The organism is Actinospica durhamensis (assembly GCF_018139695.1).
Taxonomy (GTDB): Bacteria; Actinomycetota; Actinomycetes; order Streptomycetales; family Catenulisporaceae; genus Actinospica; species Actinospica durhamensis.
The window spans coordinates 12816-28485 of sequence record NZ_JAGSOG010000096.1 but is presented as its reverse complement, the minus strand read 5'-3'; the positions used below and the strand labels follow the sequence as shown (position 1 = coordinate 28485).

At 72.1% G+C, this 15670-nt stretch carries 15 protein-coding genes; 1 reads left to right on the top strand and 14 read right to left on the bottom strand.

Translation table 11 applies throughout. The features are described 5' to 3' along the window. Positions 1-13: 13 nt before the first annotated feature. The 13 genes from KDL01_RS19510 to KDL01_RS19450 all read right to left on the bottom strand — a co-directional run bounded on the left by KDL01_RS19510 (position 14) and on the right by KDL01_RS19450 (position 14208). Positions 14-223 carry a DUF397 domain-containing protein gene (locus KDL01_RS19510; protein ID WP_212529965.1) on the bottom strand — a complete coding sequence of 70 codons (210 nt, stop codon included), beginning with the start codon at positions 221-223 and terminating at the stop codon, positions 14-16. A 294-nt stretch (positions 224-517) separates the two neighbouring features. Continuing rightward, positions 518-1387 (bottom strand): Sco1979 family transcriptional regulator, encoded by an 870-nt coding sequence (locus tag KDL01_RS19505; protein ID WP_212529964.1) that lies wholly within the window; start codon positions 1385-1387, stop codon positions 518-520. A 104-nt stretch (positions 1388-1491) separates the two neighbouring features. Continuing rightward, a complete protein-coding gene (locus KDL01_RS19500) occupies positions 1492-2346 on the bottom strand; it encodes an SAM-dependent methyltransferase (RefSeq protein WP_246576678.1) in 855 nt (284 codons plus the stop codon). 245 nt (positions 2347-2591) lie between these two features. Next, entirely contained in the window at positions 2592-5729 is a 3138-nt protein-coding gene (locus KDL01_RS44665) for a helix-turn-helix transcriptional regulator (protein ID WP_212529962.1), read from the bottom strand. A 47-nt stretch (positions 5730-5776) separates the two neighbouring features. Continuing rightward, the gene (locus KDL01_RS19490) at positions 5777-5962 is read right to left on the bottom strand and encodes a hypothetical protein (RefSeq protein ID WP_212529961.1); all 186 of its coding nucleotides are present in this window, start codon (positions 5960-5962) and stop codon (positions 5777-5779) included. A gap of 141 nt (positions 5963-6103) precedes the next feature. Further along, positions 6104-6715 carry a hypothetical protein gene (locus tag KDL01_RS19485; protein WP_212529960.1) on the bottom strand — a complete coding sequence of 204 codons (612 nt, stop codon included), beginning with the start codon at positions 6713-6715 and terminating at the stop codon, positions 6104-6106. A gap of 307 nt (positions 6716-7022) precedes the next feature. Continuing rightward, the gene (locus KDL01_RS45310) at positions 7023-8390 is read right to left on the bottom strand and encodes a DUF58 domain-containing protein (RefSeq protein ID WP_212529959.1); all 1368 of its coding nucleotides are present in this window, start codon (positions 8388-8390) and stop codon (positions 7023-7025) included. Further along, positions 8387-9379, bottom strand: a complete 993-nt coding sequence (locus KDL01_RS19475) for an AAA family ATPase (protein ID WP_212529958.1) — start codon at positions 9377-9379, stop codon at positions 8387-8389. Before KDL01_RS19475 ends, KDL01_RS45310 begins: the two co-directional genes overlap by 4 nt. A gap of 70 nt (positions 9380-9449) precedes the next feature. Continuing rightward, the gene (locus KDL01_RS19470) at positions 9450-10052 is read right to left on the bottom strand and encodes a hypothetical protein (RefSeq protein WP_212529957.1); all 603 of its coding nucleotides are present in this window, start codon (positions 10050-10052) and stop codon (positions 9450-9452) included. A gap of 55 nt (positions 10053-10107) precedes the next feature. After that, positions 10108-11145, bottom strand: coding sequence for a DUF4129 domain-containing protein (locus KDL01_RS45305; RefSeq protein WP_212529956.1), 1038 nt, complete (start codon positions 11143-11145; stop codon positions 10108-10110). A gap of 134 nt (positions 11146-11279) precedes the next feature. Next, positions 11280-12515, bottom strand: a complete 1236-nt coding sequence (locus tag KDL01_RS19460) for a hypothetical protein (protein ID WP_212529955.1) — start codon at positions 12513-12515, stop codon at positions 11280-11282. Between the two features lie 391 nt (positions 12516-12906). Beyond that, positions 12907-13632 carry a VOC family protein gene (locus KDL01_RS19455; protein ID WP_212529954.1) on the bottom strand — a complete coding sequence of 242 codons (726 nt, stop codon included), beginning with the start codon at positions 13630-13632 and terminating at the stop codon, positions 12907-12909. Positions 13633-13836: 204 nt separating this feature from the next. Then, complete coding sequence (locus tag KDL01_RS19450; RefSeq protein ID WP_212529953.1) at positions 13837-14208, bottom strand: ArsR/SmtB family transcription factor; 372 nt, start codon at positions 14206-14208, stop codon at positions 13837-13839. Between the two features lie 97 nt (positions 14209-14305). Between KDL01_RS19450 and KDL01_RS19445 the strand changes: the two genes are divergently transcribed. Beyond that, positions 14306-15133 (top strand): hypothetical protein, encoded by an 828-nt coding sequence (locus KDL01_RS19445; protein WP_212529952.1) that lies wholly within the window; start codon positions 14306-14308, stop codon positions 15131-15133. Between the two features lie 43 nt (positions 15134-15176). Here the strand turns inward: KDL01_RS19445 and KDL01_RS19440 are convergent, their stop codons facing one another. Next, on the bottom strand, positions 15177-15668 hold the full coding sequence (locus tag KDL01_RS19440) for a GNAT family N-acetyltransferase (protein WP_212529951.1): 492 nt from the start codon (positions 15666-15668) through the stop codon (positions 15177-15179). Positions 15669-15670 lie beyond the last annotated feature (2 nt).

Sequence of the window (15670 nt, the reverse complement as noted above, 5' to 3'; positions counted from 1 at the left end):
GGGCGGGTCCGGCTCAGACGGCCAGGTCGTCGAACTCGCCGTCCTTGGCCGCGGCCAGGAACGTGCCGAGTGCGGCGCGGTCGAACAGCAGCACGGCCCCGTCCGGGAACCGCGAGTTGCGCACCGCGACGAGGTCCCCGTCCGCGACGGCGAATTCGACGCAGTTGCCGTTGGCGCCGCTGTACGAGCTCTTGCGCCAGGTCATATCCGAGTTCTTGCTCATGATCAGCAGCCTTTCGATGTGCGTGCACCGTATGTCTGCAATTGCATGTGCTTCGTGCAGGAACGCTAGCATGCATGCAGTGATCACAGAATCCCGTTCGGTTAAATTCACTGAACCGGATGACCCGGCGACGGTCGGACCGGAGGCGTCGGCGGCCGGAAGCAGACGCGGCGCACGGACGCGGCGCAGACGGGGGCCGCGCAGGAGCGCAATCCGCCGTCAGACAACGGAAACAGGGCTGGGCCCGCTCCGATCGGAGCGGGCCCAGCCCTTCGTTCCGTGTCCGGCGCCTGCCTAGAGTTCCGCGCGCATCTTCGCCAGCGCCTGGCGGCTGGCCCGCGGCGTCTCAGCGTCAACGACGAGGCGGTCGAAGGCGCGGCCGTACACCTCGATCTCGTCCGAACGCTCCAGGTACAGCGCACCGGTCAGGTGCTCGATGTACGCGATGTCGGGCAGTTCCGGCTCGGCGAAGCGCAGGATCGAGAACGAGCCCTCGGCCACGTAGCCGCTGCGGGAGAACGGGATCACCTGGAGCGATATGTGGGGCAGGGCGGTCAGTTCGAGCAGGCGGTCGATCTGCGCCTTCAGCACCCGCACCCCGCCGAGGGCGCGGTGCAGCACCGATTCGTCGACGACCATCCACAGCTGCGGCGGATGCGTGCCGTCGAGGATGCGCTGGCGGCGGAGCCGAAGCTCGACCATACGTTCGACCTCGTCGTAGCCCGCTCGCGGGTGGCCGTGGGTGACCACAGCCCGCGCGTACTCCTCGGTCTGCATGAGCCCGGGAACGAACTGCAGCTCCCAGCTCTGGATGCGCGCCGCGGCCTCCTCGAGGCCGACGTAGTCCTCGAACCACTTCGGCATCCGGTCGTTGTAGCGATGCCACCAGCCGGTCTGGCGCGACTGGGCCACCAGGGAGACGAGCTGAGCCCGCTCCTCCGGGTCCTCGAGGCCGTAGAGCGTGAGCAGGTCCTCGACGTCCCGCTCTTTGAAGCTGATCCGACCGGTCTCGAGCCGGCTGATCTTGGAGGCCGAACCGCGGATGCTGTAGCCGGCCTCGGCGCAGCTGATTCCGGCCCTTTCGCGCATGCGGCGCAGCTGGCTGCCCAGAATCAGGCGACGTACTGACGGCCCGGCCCGCCCCGCAGTGCCCTCCGCGGTCATCCCCGGTCCTCCTGACGCGAACAAGGATTCGCTGTTTCGCGAATGCGTGTAGGAATCTACGCTAAGTCAGCTTTGCGCCGAACGCCAGCGCCGTACGGAGCCGTTCAGGGTTTGCGTGCCACGATCCCGCCGATGCACTGCGACGCCAGGCTCGGCGCCTTGAGCTGAGGACCGTCGGGCCACCACTGGTAACAGGGTACGAGCCGGGGCTCACCCGTGGCGTTGGGTTTGACGATTTCGAGCCCCGGCACCATCGCCTCGATCTCCTCGCGGGTGCGGAACCGCCCGGCGCCCATCGGCCCGTGCACCAGGATGTCCTCGATCCGCTTGGCCACCTTCGTCAGCTCCGGCACCTCAGGGTCGTAGAAGTGGCTGAGCACGACGTACGAACCCGGCGCGAGCGCGTCGATGTACTCCCGCATCAGTTCCGGCGCGCGCTCGCCCTCGAGGTGGTGCATCGTGCCGACCTGCAGCAGCACGATCGGCGCGGACAGGTCGAGGTAGCGCTCGACCAGTTCGTGGCCGAGCACGGTCGTGGGAGAGAAGATGTCGGCCTTCGCCATCATGACCAGCTCGTCGTCCTCGAGCAGCGCGCGCCCGTGCGCGAGCACCACCGGATCGTTGTCCACGTAGACGATGTGCGCCTCGGGATTGGTCCGATGCACGATCTGGTGGGTGTTCTCGGCGGTCGGCAGCCCCGACCCGCAGTCGAGGTACTGCGAGATGTCGGTCTGGGTGGCCAGGAAGCGGCAGGCGCGGTTGAGGAACCTGCGGTTGCCCTGAGCGATGTCGGCCGCCTCGGGCACCACCGTCAGGATCCGCTCCATCACCTCCCGGTCGACCGCGTAGTGGTTCTTCCCCCCGAGGAACCCGTCGTAGACCCTGGCGATACTCGGCCGGTTCGGGTCGATCCCCACCGGAACCCGGCTTGGCGACGCATCGAGCGCATCCTCGGGCATCTCCACCTCGCACTATTCTGATAGATCCGTCTGACTGGACCGCTGCGGACCGACCCAGCGTACTGCTTCGGACGCACACGGTCACTCCCTTGTGAGGTGCGAGATCGAGGCGCGACGGGTGAGACGATCAGCCACTGCCGGGGTGTGCGGCGGCGCGGCACGGGGTCCTACGCGCGGGGCGCAGTCCCATTCACGGTGGCGGCCCCGTGCCAGCGACGCGGCGCTTTGCCCTGGGGACACCGGCCCTACGCCGCGGACTCCAGCAGCCGGTCGCGGTGGGCCACCGCGGCGGCCTCGGTGCGCGAGGAGACACCGAGCTTGGCCAGGATGTTGGACACGTGCACGGACACGGTCTTGGTGCTGATATAGAGCTGGGTGCCGATCTGACCGTTCGACAGCCCCTGCGCCACAAGTCGGAGCACGTCGGTCTCGCGGGCGGTGAGACCCGGCGCCGTCGCGGTGGCGCCGCCCAGTTCGTCGGACGGCACGACGCTCAGCAGCCGGGCGCTGCGGGCCAGCGCGTCGACCCGGAGCAGCAGCGGCTCGGCGCCGAGGCTCGTGGCCAGCTCCCGGGCCTCGCGCGCCGCCGCGGCCGCGGTCTCACGGCCCCCGGACACTGTCGCGGCGTACTGGGCCTGCCGCAGGCGTATCTGAGCCCTGAGTATGACCGGGGCGGCCAGGACGTCGGCGACGCGGGCGAGCTCGGCCCAGACCGAGTCCGAGTGCGGCTCGGGCTCACGCTCGGATGCAGGCTTCGGGTCCGGGGCGGGGTCGGGGCTTGCGGAGTCGATGGGCATGGAGACCACGCGGCTGGGGCTGGGGACGGCGCCGCCGTGGCCCGAGCCGCCGTGGCCCGAGCCGCCCTGCACGGGCACCGCGCGGATGGAGCCACTAGGGACGGAGCTGTTGTGACTCGGGGCGCTGTGGGTGGGGTCGCCGTCGTCAAGGTGCACCCGGACCCTCGCGGCGCAGTCGGCGAGCTCCGCGGCCACCAGGCGGGCGTAGAGGTCGTGGATGGGGACGCGCCGGGGCATGTCGGCGGCTGACGTGCGGATGAGGGCCCTGAGTTGCTCGTCCCGGCTGCCGAGGTCCCGCAGCGTGGCGGCCGCGGCGTACAGCAGCGGCCAGGCCCACCACTCGTACTCCTCGCGTACGCCCTCGTCGAAGACCTGGCGCAGCGCCGCCGCGACCTCGTTCGCCTGGCCGCGGTGGGCGGCGAGCAGGACCAGCTGCGTCGAGTGCGGGATCAGGTGCTGCAGTTCGATGTCGCCGCGCCCGAAGTGGCTGCGGCGGGCCACCTGGCGCAGGTCAGCCTCGGCGGCCTCGTCGTTGCCGCGGAGCAGGTGTACGGAGGCGCGCAGGCGCAGCAGGCCCTGGTCCTGCACGTCGGGGAGCGTCAGGTTCAGGCCCTCGTCGATATGTCTGAGGGCCTCGTCCAGCCGGCCGAGGTCGATCAGCGGCTCGGCGACGTTGTGTCGCAGCAGGCCCTTCTGCGCGCGGTTCGACGCGGCGACGGTGCCCAGGGCGTCCTCGGCCACGGTGGCGGCCTCGGCGAAGCGGCCGAGCTTGTAGAGCTGGTCCGAGATGCAGATCTGGGTGCGCGAGAACAGGGCCGGGGTACGCCCCATGGACTCGGCCTGCTCCCGGGCCCGGTACTGCAGGGCCAGGCCCTGCTCCCAGTCGCCGAAGTGGAACAGCGCGCTCGCGTAGGCGCTCAGGGCCAGCACCTGGTCGCCGAGGTCGGTCGCCTGCGCGGCGAGCCGGCATCCCTCCTCCGCCGCGGTGAGCGCCTCGGTGCTGCGCCCGTGCATGCACAGCTTCGACGCCAGCCGCGCCAGCATGAAGGCGCGCTTGGCCGGATACCGGTCCGCGGGCAGCAGATCCACCGCGCGGTAGAGCCCTTCCAGGTCCAGCCGACCCAGCGACCAGCGGTGGGTGGCGCGCTGCTCGTACAGGTGCGCGGCGAGGGTCGGACGCGCCTCGGCGTCGATCGCGGCCAGGCCGGCCTCGGCGAAGGAGAGCCCGCGGTCCGGGTGCCCGGCCCGCCAGGCGGCCAGCGAGGCCCGGTACATCCAGTACACCTCGTCCGGCTGCTCGCCCGGCGTGTGCTCGACCGCGTCCCACAGCTCGAGTGCCCGCTCGAGCATCGCGAGCTCGTCGGCGAACGCGAACTTCTGGTTGGCCCGCTTGGCCGCGCGCAGCGAGGCCGCGAGGGCCTTGTCCGCCACGTTCGCCCGGTGCCAGTAGTGCGCGAGCTGGACGTCGCGCGCGTCCGCGGCGACCAGGCCGGGCTCGAGCTCCACCAGCTCCCCGAGCTGGCGGCTGATCCGGGCCCGCTCGCCCGGCAGCAGGTTCTCCCGCAACACCTCCCGCATCAGTGCGTGCCGGAAGCGGAAGGCGTCCCCGTCCCCGCCGATCAGCATCTGCGCGGCGAACGCGGGCCGCAGCCGGTCGGCCAGCTCGGCCTCGCCCAGCCCGGCCACCCGGCTGATCAGCGCGGTATGCGTGGGCTGATAAGCGCAGGAGATCAGCCGCAGGATCCGCTGGGTGTCCTCCGGCAGGGTCTCCACCCGGGCCAGGAACAGGTCGTGCAGCGTCCAGGACAGCTCGTCCTCGCCGCCGCAGCTGACGCTGCACGCGAGCTCCTCGGTGAAGAACGCGTTGCCCTCGGCGCGGCAGTAGACGTCCTCGACCATGCTCGGCGCCACCCGTTCGCCGAGCAGGGCCTCGAGCTGCTCCGCCGTCTCCCGACGGTCGAAGCGGCCCAGGTCGATCCGCTCCACCTCGCGCACCCGCGACAGCTCGGCCACCAGCGGCCGCAGCGGATGCCCCCGGTGCAGTTCGTCGTCGCGGTACGTGCCGATCAGCAGGATCCTGCCACCGCGCAACACCCGGGCCAGGTATCCGAACAGCTCGCGGCTGGCCCGGTCGGCCCAGTGCAGGTCGTCCACGACCACGATCAGCGTCCGTTCGGCCGCCGCCGCGAGCAGCGCCGTGCTGACCGCTTCGAACAGCCGGACCCGGCCGAACTCGTCGTCTATGCGCGTCGGCGGGGCCGCCCCCAGTTCAGGCAGCAGGCGGGCGAGTTCGTCGCGCTCCCAGCCCCGACATCGCAGCAGATCCGTCTCGTTCAGCCGACGCAGCACCCCCGTGAACGCGGCATAGGGAACCCCGTCACCCCCTATCTCCACGCACGCCCCGAGCGCCAGCGCAGCCCCGCTCTGCTCGGCGAACTCCTCGACCAGCCGGGTCTTGCCCACCCCCGCCTCGCCGCCCAACAGCACGGACTGCGGCTGCCCGGTCGCGGCCCGCTCGAAAGCGGCACGCAGCCGGGACAGCTCGCTCCTCCTGCCGATGAACACCGGACTTGTCGACCTCGTCACATCAGTGAGTCTGCCACGCTCTGGCGACGACCGGTCGATCGTGGCGATCATCCTAGGTCCGACGCACAGCGTGGACGTGTGCGCCGGCCGGCGGCGGTCGGCTGATCATGCCGGTCCCGGCGCGCGCTCTTGAGCGCGCGAATCAGGCGGCTGTGGCGCGCGGCGGTCTCGAAGTCGGCCTGGCGCTGAGCGATGTAGGCGAGGTTGGCCTGCTCGTTCATGTAGCCCTGCATGGGGGTCCTCCTCGAATCGAACCGGGAATCTCCCGGTGATTCAAGGATCGGCCCCAAGGTAGCGCCGACGGATCGGGCGAAGTCCCGAAACTCGGGGCCCAATCGCCGGTCGCAGCTACCTTAGGCGGCCTCTGGGCTACCTCAGACGCGGGCTCGGAGCTTAGGTACCTCAGAAGCGGAGCTCGCGGCTTCGGTCTCGGCCGGCGCGTGGAACGTGGCGGGCCTGCCCAGGCGGAGCAGTCCGTACATCAATGCGCTCACAGCCAGCACCGCGCCTGCGGCCACGAGTCGCCCCCACCAGCCGCCGGAGATGGGAGCGAGCGCGGCGCCGAGAACGACTCCGGCGGCGATCCACGCGGCCACGGCGTGCCGGCCGAGCGCGAGCGGAGTGCCGGGGACCTCGCCGAACAGATCGAGCATGCTGAGGTAGGTCAGCAGCAGCACCAGCGTGACGACCATCAGCCAGGCCGGGGGCGAATCGGCGGCCGCGACCAGCACGCTGACGCAGGGCAGCAGGGTATTGCGGTACCGGGCGATCCTCGTCGACAGCCGGTAGCCGGTCAACGCGGGACGCTCACGCAGCGGCGGCGCCGCCCAGAAGCCCGCGAGCAGCGCCAGCGCGCTCAGGATCCAGCGCGCCTCGAGGTGCGTGCTCACCCGGGCCGGATCGAGGGCGCACAACAGCAGTCCCACGCCGAGGATCCGGATCGGGAGGTCCTGCGACAGTGCCGCTGCGCGGGAGTTCGTGCTCATCGATACGTCCTGCTTCGGCTCGTGGAACGAACAGGGGCGGTGGGCGGCCGGCGAACCGTCGGCGCCTGCGCGGGTACGGGCGCGGGAGCAGCTACGAGCGCGGATACCGAGCCGGGCGTAGCGGCGAGGGCCGACCCGCGTGCCGCCGACATGCGAACGTCCATGCGTCGATAGTCGCCGCGCCGAACGTCCCCGCGCCGACCGCCCGCCTGCCGACCGACCCCAAGCCGAGCCTCCATGCGCCGGCCATCCACACGAAGACCATCCACACGAAGACCATCCACACGAAGACCATCCACGCGCCGGCTCACCGGGCCCGCCCGTGCACCGGCGCGCGCAGCAGCGGGGCGAGCGCGAGGTCCAGCGTCCCCTCGCCGTCCCACGTCACCACCGGCATTCCGCGCTCGGTGAGGCTGAACCGCAGCGCCTGCCGGTCCAGCCGCCACAGCCGCCGTGCCAGCGGCGCGTCCGGGTCGTCGGGGTCCAGGACCGGCTCACCGGCCGGTACCTCCACCACGATGGCCGGGTTGCCACGCTCGGCCAGATCCCGCAGCGCCTCGAGGAACCGGTCGTCCGCGAGCGGGGTGACGGCGTAGACCAGGGCACCGGAAGGCAGCGCGGGCGGCGGGACCCGGTCCAGATCCGGGATCTGATAGCCCATGTCCCGGCGCACGTCCAGGACCGACTCGACGATCCGCAGCAGGTGCGTCGAACCCGTGCCGGGGGTCAGCCAGCGCAGTCGGCCGCCCAGCGAGACGATGCCCACCCGGTCGTGGCTGCGCAGGTACGCCCGCGCGATGCCCGCCGCCGCGCGCACCGAGTCGTCCAGGGTGCTGTGGCCCTCCGCCGCCGCGGCCACGTCGCCGAACGCGTCGAGCAGCACGACCGTGTCCGTGGCCTGCTCCGCCGCGAACTCGCTGATCTGGATCGAGCCGCGGCGCGTGGTCGCGGGCCAGTGGATCCGCCGCTGGCGCTCGCCCCAGCGGAACGGCCGCACGCCGACGAATTCCAGGCCCTGCCCGCGCTGGCGCGAGGTGTGCTCGCCCAGCCGGTTCGGCAGGCGCGCCGGGATCGGCGTCAGGGAACTGTCGGACGGCAGCGGGAAGACCTCGCACTCGCCCAGGTCCACCCGCACGCTCTGCCGGGTCAGCCCGCCGCGGTCGTAGAGGTCCACGTCGACCGTGCCCAGGCTCCACCGGCCCCAGCGGTGCGCGGTGAACTCCAGGCTCAGGATGGTGCCCCGGTGGTCGATCCCGGTCAGCTCCACGCCGGGGCCCGGGTAGACGGCCGGGTCGATACCGCCCGCGCCGCCGTCGAAGGCCAGCTCGATCCGGGCTCTGATGGGCTCGCCCTCGAAGCACCGGCGCACCGGCACCTGGGTCGTGGCCGCCACCCGGTCCGGCTTGTCGCTCGGCCGCGCGGCCAGCGCCAGCCACACCAGCGGCCCGGCCGCGAGCGCGAACGCCCACGCGTTTCCGGCCGCCACACCCACGGCGAGGGCGCAGGCGGCCACCGCGACCAGCCGGTAGCCGCGCTCCGAAAGCCGCCAGCCCACAGCACGCTGCGACGGCGCCTCGAGCTCCTCCGCGCCCTGGGTCTGCCGTCCCAGCGCGCGCTGCACCTCGGGCGACCGCCCGTCCTGCCCGGACGGCGTGGTGCCGACCGTCCCGCTCACGCGTGCGCGACCGGCTGTGCCGGGTTCGGCGTGGTGTGCGGCGTCGGCACGGACTCGACGATGCCGGCCACGACGTCGTCCTGGGAGATGCGCCGGACCCACAGCTCGGGGCGCAGCGTGATGCGGTGCGCCAGCGCCGGCACCGCGACCGCCTTCACGTCCTCGGGCACCACGTAGTCGCGGTCGCGCAGCACCGCGTGCGCACGGGCGAGCTGAACCAGCGCCAGGCCGCCGCGGGGCGAGGAGCCGACCTGGATCTGCGCGTGCGCGCGGGTCGCGTCGATCAGCGAGACGACGTAGGCGAGCAGGTCGTCGTCGACCTCGACCCGCTCGAGGCTCTCGCGCATCGCCAGCACCTGGTCGGCGTCGGACTTGGCGGTGAGCACCGCCTCCGGCGCGGCCCGGTCCAGCCGGCGGCGCAGCATCGCCGCCTCGTCCTTGACCGGCAGGTAGCCCATCCGCGTACGCAGCAGGAACCGGTCCAGCTGCGCCTCGGGCAGAGAGTAGGTGCCCTCGTACTCGATCGGGTTGTCGGTGGCGATGACCACGAACGGCCGCGGCAGCGGGCGGGTGACGCCGTCGAGCGAGACCTGGCTCTCCGCCATCGCCTCGAGCAGCGCCGCCTGCGTCTTCGGCGGCGTCCGGTTGATCTCGTCGGCCAGCAGCAGCTGGGTGAACACCGGCCCGGGCCGGAAGACCATCTCGCCGCTCTTCTGGTCGTAGAACGGCGCGCCGGTCACGTCCGAGGGCAGCAGGTCGGGGGTGAACTGGATGCGGGTGAACTCCAGGCCGAGCGCGGTGGCGAAGGACCGGGCGAGCAGCGTCTTGCCGAGGCCGGGCAGGTCTTCGATCAGCACGTGGCCGCCCGCCAGCACGCCGAGCATCACCAGTTCGAGCGCGTGGCGCTTGCCGACGACGGCGCGCTCCACCTCGTCGAGCACGGTCCGGGCCACGGCTCCGGCCTGTTGCGGCGTCAGTTCGTCGGTCATTGTCGTCCTCGTTGCTTCTTCGGGGCGGCGCGGTCGCGATCGGCCCCGCGGCGGGTGAAGGGGAAGTCGGTCAGAGCTGCTCGAGCCGGTCCACCAGCGCGAGCAGCACGGCGTCGGGCGGCGGCGCCTCGGCACCGGCGCCGCTGCGCCGGTCCAGCGCCAGGTGCGGCGCCCGGGTGGCGGGCATCGGGGCGGGGCGGCTCGGGTCGATCCAGGGCCACAGTTCGGGGCCGATCAGCGCGGCCGCCTTCTCCGGATCCCGGAGCAGGCTCACGCCGTGCTTCTCGGCCAGGCGCACCGCGTAGAGGCGCTGCAGCTCGGGCCGGGCGCCGTGCGCGAAACCGGTGGCCGAGCTGCGGGCGGAGGAGACCAGCGCGGTCCAGCCGAGCATGCTGAGGTGGCGCTTGCGCACCAGCCGCAGGGGTTTGCGGTACTGGCCGTCGAGCACCTCGGCCCCGGCGACGTAGCAGAGCACGGCGATGATGGCGGCGCCGATCACGGCCAGGCCCACCGCGGCCGCGGAGCCGCCGCCGACGAGTGCGAGGCAGACCTCGGCGATCACGGCCGACCCGAGCGACCACCCCGCGAGCGTGCGCACCGCGGGGAGCCGGTCGCGCTGTTCTTCGTACGGGTTCGCGGCGGCTACGCGCGCCCTCGGGGAACCGGTCCTCACCAGGCCACCGCCTTCGTGCTCGGGTGGGCGCGGACCGCGCCCGGTATGTCGACCTTCACCGCTTGCCCGTCCGCCCGCCGCCGGGCGCCGCGGCGCTCGCGGCGGCCTTCTCGGCCTTCTCGGCCGCCGCCTGAGCCGCGGCCTCGGCGAGCCGGGCCGCCGCGGCGGCCTGACGCGCCGTCACCTGGGCCAGGATCTCGTCGAGTGCGGCGCGGGCCTCGGTGAGGCGGGCGTCGTTCATCGGGTGGGTGGAGAACCGCGCCTCGCGGAAGAGCTCGGCCAGGCGGGCGGGCGCGCCGCCCTCGATCAGGCCGCCGGCCGCGGCACGGGCCAGCAGGTCGGCCGGGCTGTCCGAGCTCAGCAGGGGTACGCCCGCCGCCTCGAGCGACTGTTCCATCGCCGCGTAGCAGGCGATGATCGCCGCTCTGGCCTCGCCTTCGAGTGCGTCGCGGCCGGCCAGCATCGCGCGCTCGAGGTCCGCGTCGTCCACCATCTCCTGCGACGGCAGCGCATATCCCTGGATCGGCTGCGGATGCTGCATACGCAGCATCCGCACCACGAAGTAGAGCACGATCGCGATGATCAGCACCCCTACCGTGATGCCCACGATCATCAGCAGCGGACCGAGATGGAAGCCCTTGGGCGGACGCGGAGTCCGGTAGTCGGGAACGGCCGTCTCGACGATGGGCCGGGCTCCGCTGGGCAAGGGATCGACGCAGCCCGCGCAGCTCTCGGCGCCGTTGCCTCCGCCGGCGGTGGGCCGGGCCAGGTAAAAGGCGGCGGGAAGCACGACGGCCATGATCGCGGCGACGGCGATCAGAGCACGGTTGAACCGCTGCGCCGCCTCGGAGGACCTTTCCGACCCGAACCTTCGGATCAGCAGCTGGTAGGCCGCGGACGCGGCACCGGCGAAGGAGAGGAAGGCGAACAACAGCCACAGGTGGGACAGCGTCCCGTTCGCGTGGATCGTCGAGCCCTTCGCCGAGGCGAGCGACACGGCGCCCACGGCCAGCAGCAGGGTGAGGCCCACCGCCAGCAGGGGCCGGGCAGCCGCCCGTATCCGGTCGTCTCGACCGGCTATGCCCTTTTCCACGCGCTCTATCCCCACGTCGAACTCAATGCGCCCGACCCGCACCCGGGCTCTACCGGTTGCCACCCTGCCACAGTGCGGCGGGGGCTGTCAGCACGAACCCGAGGGTAATCAGCGGTTTCCACGTACCAGACCTGTTACAAACGGGAGAAGGTGGTCGAAGCCTCCAGCAACTCCGAGCTGATCGCGCGCAGCTCGGCGCGCACGTCCGTGGGGATCTCGCGGAACTTGGCGGGCAGCGCGCGAACCGACTGGTAGAGGGTGAGCGGGGGCAGGCCGCCGGCCAGCTCGACGTGCCGGTCCATCAGCCGGGCCAGGCCGTGCCGGCGCATCCGGGCCAGCCCGTCGGCGAGCTTGAGCGCGAACAGCCACACGAGCAGCTGCCACAGCGGGATGATGACCAGCCAGATCGTGACGTAGACGTGCGTGGCCGAGGCCTGGGTGATGGTGAGGTGCTTGAGATCGCCCACCCGCTTGAGCAGCTTCGGCTCGAAGTGCTGCTCGACCCGCGAGGGCAGCCAGTAGAGCGCGAGCGAGTACGTGCTCAACATCAGTGGGATCGCGATGTACAGGGCCCAGCGCACCCACGTCTTCGGCGCCTGGAACCGGCAGTTGAGCCGCATGAACGGCGTCGGCACCAGCACGGAACTGAGGTTGCCCAGGGCGATCGGCGCCAGCGGCAGTACGGCCAGCTGCGGCAGCGCGCGCGGTATCCAGGAGTCGGTGTGCCCGAGCCACGCGATCAGCGCGACCACCGACGCGACGTACGCGAGCTCGCACAGCAGCAGCATCAGGTTGCGTACGCGCAGGATCCGGGCCGGGTCCTCGCCGGAGCGCAGCAGCGCGGAGGCCCACTCGGGCTCGGCGGCGAGCTGGTTGGTGAGCGAGCCGTCCGCGATCGCCGTGAGTACGACGAGCACGACGACGGTCGTCGGGTCGCCGGTGAGGTTCGGGTGGGTGAACAGCACGAGGTAGGCCAGGAAGCCGTAGCCGATGCCCCAGCTGCAGAGCATGCCGTAGAGCCAGTCCGGCCGGTCCCGTACGACGCGGGCGAATTCGCCGTGCAGCGTCGGGCGTCTGGGGGTGGCTCCCATCGCCGCCACGCTGTCGATCGCAGCGCTCTCGACCACGGGGATTGTGGCCGCAGGGGTCTTGGTCGTGGCGCCGGCCATCATGGTGATGTCGACCATGGTGACGTCGGCCGCCACGCCGACCACCGCCGCGTGCTCCACCGCCGCGTGCTCAGCGGTCGCGAGGTGTCCGGTCGCGAGGTGCCCCGTCGTACCCGCGGTCTGCTGCCGCGCCCCGTCGGCCTCGGCTTGCGCCCCGGCCTCGGCGCTCCCGCCTTCGTCCACGGCCCCGTGCTCGGCCATGTGCGTCCCTCCCAGTCGCCCGCCCGCCGCCTGACGGTTGGTCAGCCTATCCATTCGTTCCCGTACGCGACCAGTGCCACGGCTGCGGATCCGGCTGCGTCACCAGGCGGGCGCGCTCGGTGGCGTAGTTGCGCCACGGCAGGTTTCCGCCATGGTTTAGACCTCCCGCCGGGCAGCGGGGGCCGCCATGCTGGTCCGGTGCACGGGCGGCGACGGAGGGGCGCCGGCCGCGTTCGCACCTGTCCGGGGACGGTTCCCCGTGCGGTGGCCGGGGGGACTGCGACGGGCCGGACCGTCGGCCGACGACCCCTCGGACGGGCGTCCGGCTCGTCGCGCTACACCCGCGAGCCCCCCGATACCCGCAAGCCCGCCGATACCCGCGAGCCCGCCGTCACATCCCCTCGGGCATCTCCTCCGGCATCGACGTGATCCGGATCTCGATCCCGTTCGGGTCGTTGAGCGTGGCCATCCGGCCGAACGGCGTGTCCATCGGCGGGTTGACCAGCCGCGCCCCGGCCGCCTGAGCCGCCGCCGCTGCCTCATCCGGGTTCCGCACCAGGAAGTACGGCCGCCAGTACGGCTTGGTCGACGCGTCCACCTGGAAGATCCCGGCCCTCGGCTGGCCCTCGACCTGGAGCGTCCAGTACGCGTCCGGCATCGCGTCCATCGGCTCCGCCGTGCACTCGAACAGCGCCGCGTAGAACTCGGCCGAGCTCTTGCCCTCGGTGGTGACGAGCTCGAACCAGGTCATGCAGCCGGGTTCGCCCCAGATCTGGAAGCCCGGGAACGGCCCGGCCTCCCACAGCCCGAAGTGCGCCCCGGCCGGGTCCGTGCCGTGCGCGAAGCGGCCGTGCCCCGGCGCCTCCATCGGCCCGACGATGACCCCGCCGCCGTTCGCGCCGATCCGCGCGACGGCCGCCTCAAGGTCGGTCACGGCGAAGTACCCCGTCCAGGGCATCAGCGGCTCGCTCGGGGGCATCATGCCGATCCCCGCGACGGCCTTGCCCGCGACCGTCTGCACCGCGTACTTGGTCGGGTCGTTCGGATCGGGGGAGCCGCTCCACCCGAACAGCGGCTGGTAGAACGCCAAGGCCTCGTCCTGCCCCGCGAGCAGCATGTCGAGCCAACAAACGGCACCCTGCGGGTGCGGGAGAGTGGTGTCGGGCATGGATCCGCTACCTCCTGAAACGCCGAACGTGATCGTCTGGTTTCGCTTAGTGCCCACTTTGCCACGGCCCTCCGACAGAACGCGGGGGTCGCCTCGGGGCAGCGGAGTCCGTTCGGGTCGTCCGGTCGGGTCCGGGGTCGTCCGGTACCTGGTTCAGTCGTGCGGAATGCCCTCGACCTCGTGCTCGGCCTGGCCGAGTGCCTCGTCCAGCAGGCGCCTGATGTGGTCCCCGCGCAGCCGGTAGTACCGGGCCCGGCCCGCCGCGCGCTGGTCGACCAGTCCGGCCAGGCGCAGCTTGGCCAGGTGCTGGCTGGCCGCGGTCGGGGTGCAGCGGGCGGTCTCGGCCAGGGTGCTGACGCCGAACTCTCCGTCCCGCAGCGCCCACAGCAGGCGCAGGCGGGTGGGTTCGGCGAGCATGTCGAGGTAGCCGACCGCGGTCTGGACCAGGGCGTCGGGCAGCGTGGGGCCGAGCGCGGGTTTGTGGTGTTCCGTGGGATGGTCGCCGGACGCTGCGGGATTGGCCATGCCTCATCCTCCCACTTGCGAAAGTTCTGCAGGAACCAGGAATCCGCATTATCTTCTCATCTTCACTCTTGCGAATATGGAGTGTTAGCCTGGCGGTATGAACTCAGCCTTCGCACTGATGCTCGCCGCCGCCGGCGTGGGTGCCGGGCACGCGATCCTGCCCGACCACTGGGTGCCCCTCGCCCTGCTCGGCCGCGCCCGCCGGGACCCGCTCGGCCGCGTGCTGCGACGCTCGCTGACCGCCGCGGTCGCCCACGTCCTGCTCTCGCTGCTGCTCGGCGCGGTGGTGATCGCCGTGGGCCTGCGGCTGCGCTCGACGATCGTGCGCGACGAGGACGTGATGGTCGGCGGCGTGCTGATCGTGACGGGGGTGGTGTTCGCGGTCCTGGAGCTGGCGGGGCGTGGGCACCGGCACGGGCGGGGGCATTCACACGAGCACGGGCAGCATGGGCATGCGCACGGGCAGTCGCACGACCACGGTCATGAGCAGTCGCACGACCACGACCACGACCACGACCACGAGCACGGGCATGAGCACCCGCATCCGCACCCGCACCCGCACCCGCATCCGCACGGTCACGCGCACGAGCATGAGCCCGCTGACGTGGCCGAGCACCGACCCGGGTCCAACTCCGGCCGGCTGCGGGGCGCACTCGCGCTCGCCGTCCCTTTCGGCGCGGCCGCCTCGCCGGATCTGACGATCCTTCCGGTGTTCCTCGCCGCCGGAGCGCTGGGCGCCACCGCGGGCGTGGGCTCGCTCCTGGCCTTCGCGGGCGCCACGGTGCTCACGATCGTCGGCCTGACTGTGGCCGCGTCCTTCGGCGCCGCGCGGCTGACCTCACCGTGGATCGAGCGCCGGGCGAACCTGCTGACCGCCGCCGCGCTGCTGGGCGTCGGCGGGCTGGTGGCCTTCCACCTCATCTGATCTCGGCCGCCCCGCGCCCGTCGGCACGCCGCCGCGCCGGGCCCTACCCGACGCGCTCGCTGCGCCGCTCCAGCAACACCACGTCGCGCCAGCCGCGATCGCCGTGCCTGCCCAGCTTCTCGTGCACACCCACCTGCCGGAATCCGGCGCGTACGTGCAGCGCGAGGGATGGTGCGTTCTCCGGGAAGATGCCCGCGCGCAGCGTCCAGATCCCCGCGTCCTCCGTCGAGGCGATGAGCCGATCGAGCAGCGCGCCGCCGACGCCGGCTCCACGTGCGGCAGCGGCGACATAGACCGAGACCTCGACGACGCCCGCGTAGACCGCCCGCTTCGACACCGCCGAGACCGCCGCCCAACCGAGCACCCGCCCGGCCTCGTCGAGCGCGACGAAACGGTGCTCGGGCAGCTTTCCGTCACTGAACTCCGACCAGTCCGGCGCGAACTCCTGGAACGACGCGTCCCCCGTGTCCAAGCCGGACTGATATACCGTCAGGACACCCTCGGCATGCTCGTCGGCCATGGGTACGATCCGCATGC

What these genes read in the sequence shown, in the direction of transcription:
- KDL01_RS19510 (WP_212529965.1), bottom strand. Translation starts at nt 223, where the DNA reads ATGAGCAAGAACTCGGATATGACCTGGCGCAAGAGCTCGTACAGCGGC.
- KDL01_RS19505 (WP_212529964.1), bottom strand. Translation starts at nt 1,387, where the DNA reads ATGACCGCGGAGGGCACTGCGGGGCGGGCCGGGCCGTCAGTACGTCGC.
- KDL01_RS19500 (WP_246576678.1), bottom strand. Translation starts at nt 2,346, where the DNA reads ATGCCCGAGGATGCGCTCGATGCGTCGCCAAGCCGGGTTCCGGTGGGG.
- KDL01_RS19490 (WP_212529961.1), bottom strand. Translation starts at nt 5,962, where the DNA reads ATGCAGGGCTACATGAACGAGCAGGCCAACCTCGCCTACATCGCTCAG.
- KDL01_RS19485 (WP_212529960.1), bottom strand. Translation starts at nt 6,715, where the DNA reads ATGAGCACGAACTCCCGCGCAGCGGCACTGTCGCAGGACCTCCCGATC.
- KDL01_RS19475 (WP_212529958.1), bottom strand. Translation starts at nt 9,379, where the DNA reads ATGACCGACGAACTGACGCCGCAACAGGCCGGAGCCGTGGCCCGGACC.
- KDL01_RS19460 (WP_212529955.1), bottom strand. Translation starts at nt 12,515, where the DNA reads ATGGCCGAGCACGGGGCCGTGGACGAAGGCGGGAGCGCCGAGGCCGGG.
- KDL01_RS19455 (WP_212529954.1), bottom strand. Translation starts at nt 13,632, where the DNA reads ATGCTGCTCGCGGGGCAGGACGAGGCCTTGGCGTTCTACCAGCCGCTG.
- KDL01_RS19450 (WP_212529953.1), bottom strand. Translation starts at nt 14,208, where the DNA reads ATGGCCAATCCCGCAGCGTCCGGCGACCATCCCACGGAACACCACAAA.
- KDL01_RS19445 (WP_212529952.1), top strand. Translation starts at nt 14,306, where the DNA reads ATGAACTCAGCCTTCGCACTGATGCTCGCCGCCGCCGGCGTGGGTGCC.
- KDL01_RS19440 (WP_212529951.1), bottom strand. Translation starts at nt 15,668, where the DNA reads ATGCGGATCGTACCCATGGCCGACGAGCATGCCGAGGGTGTCCTGACG.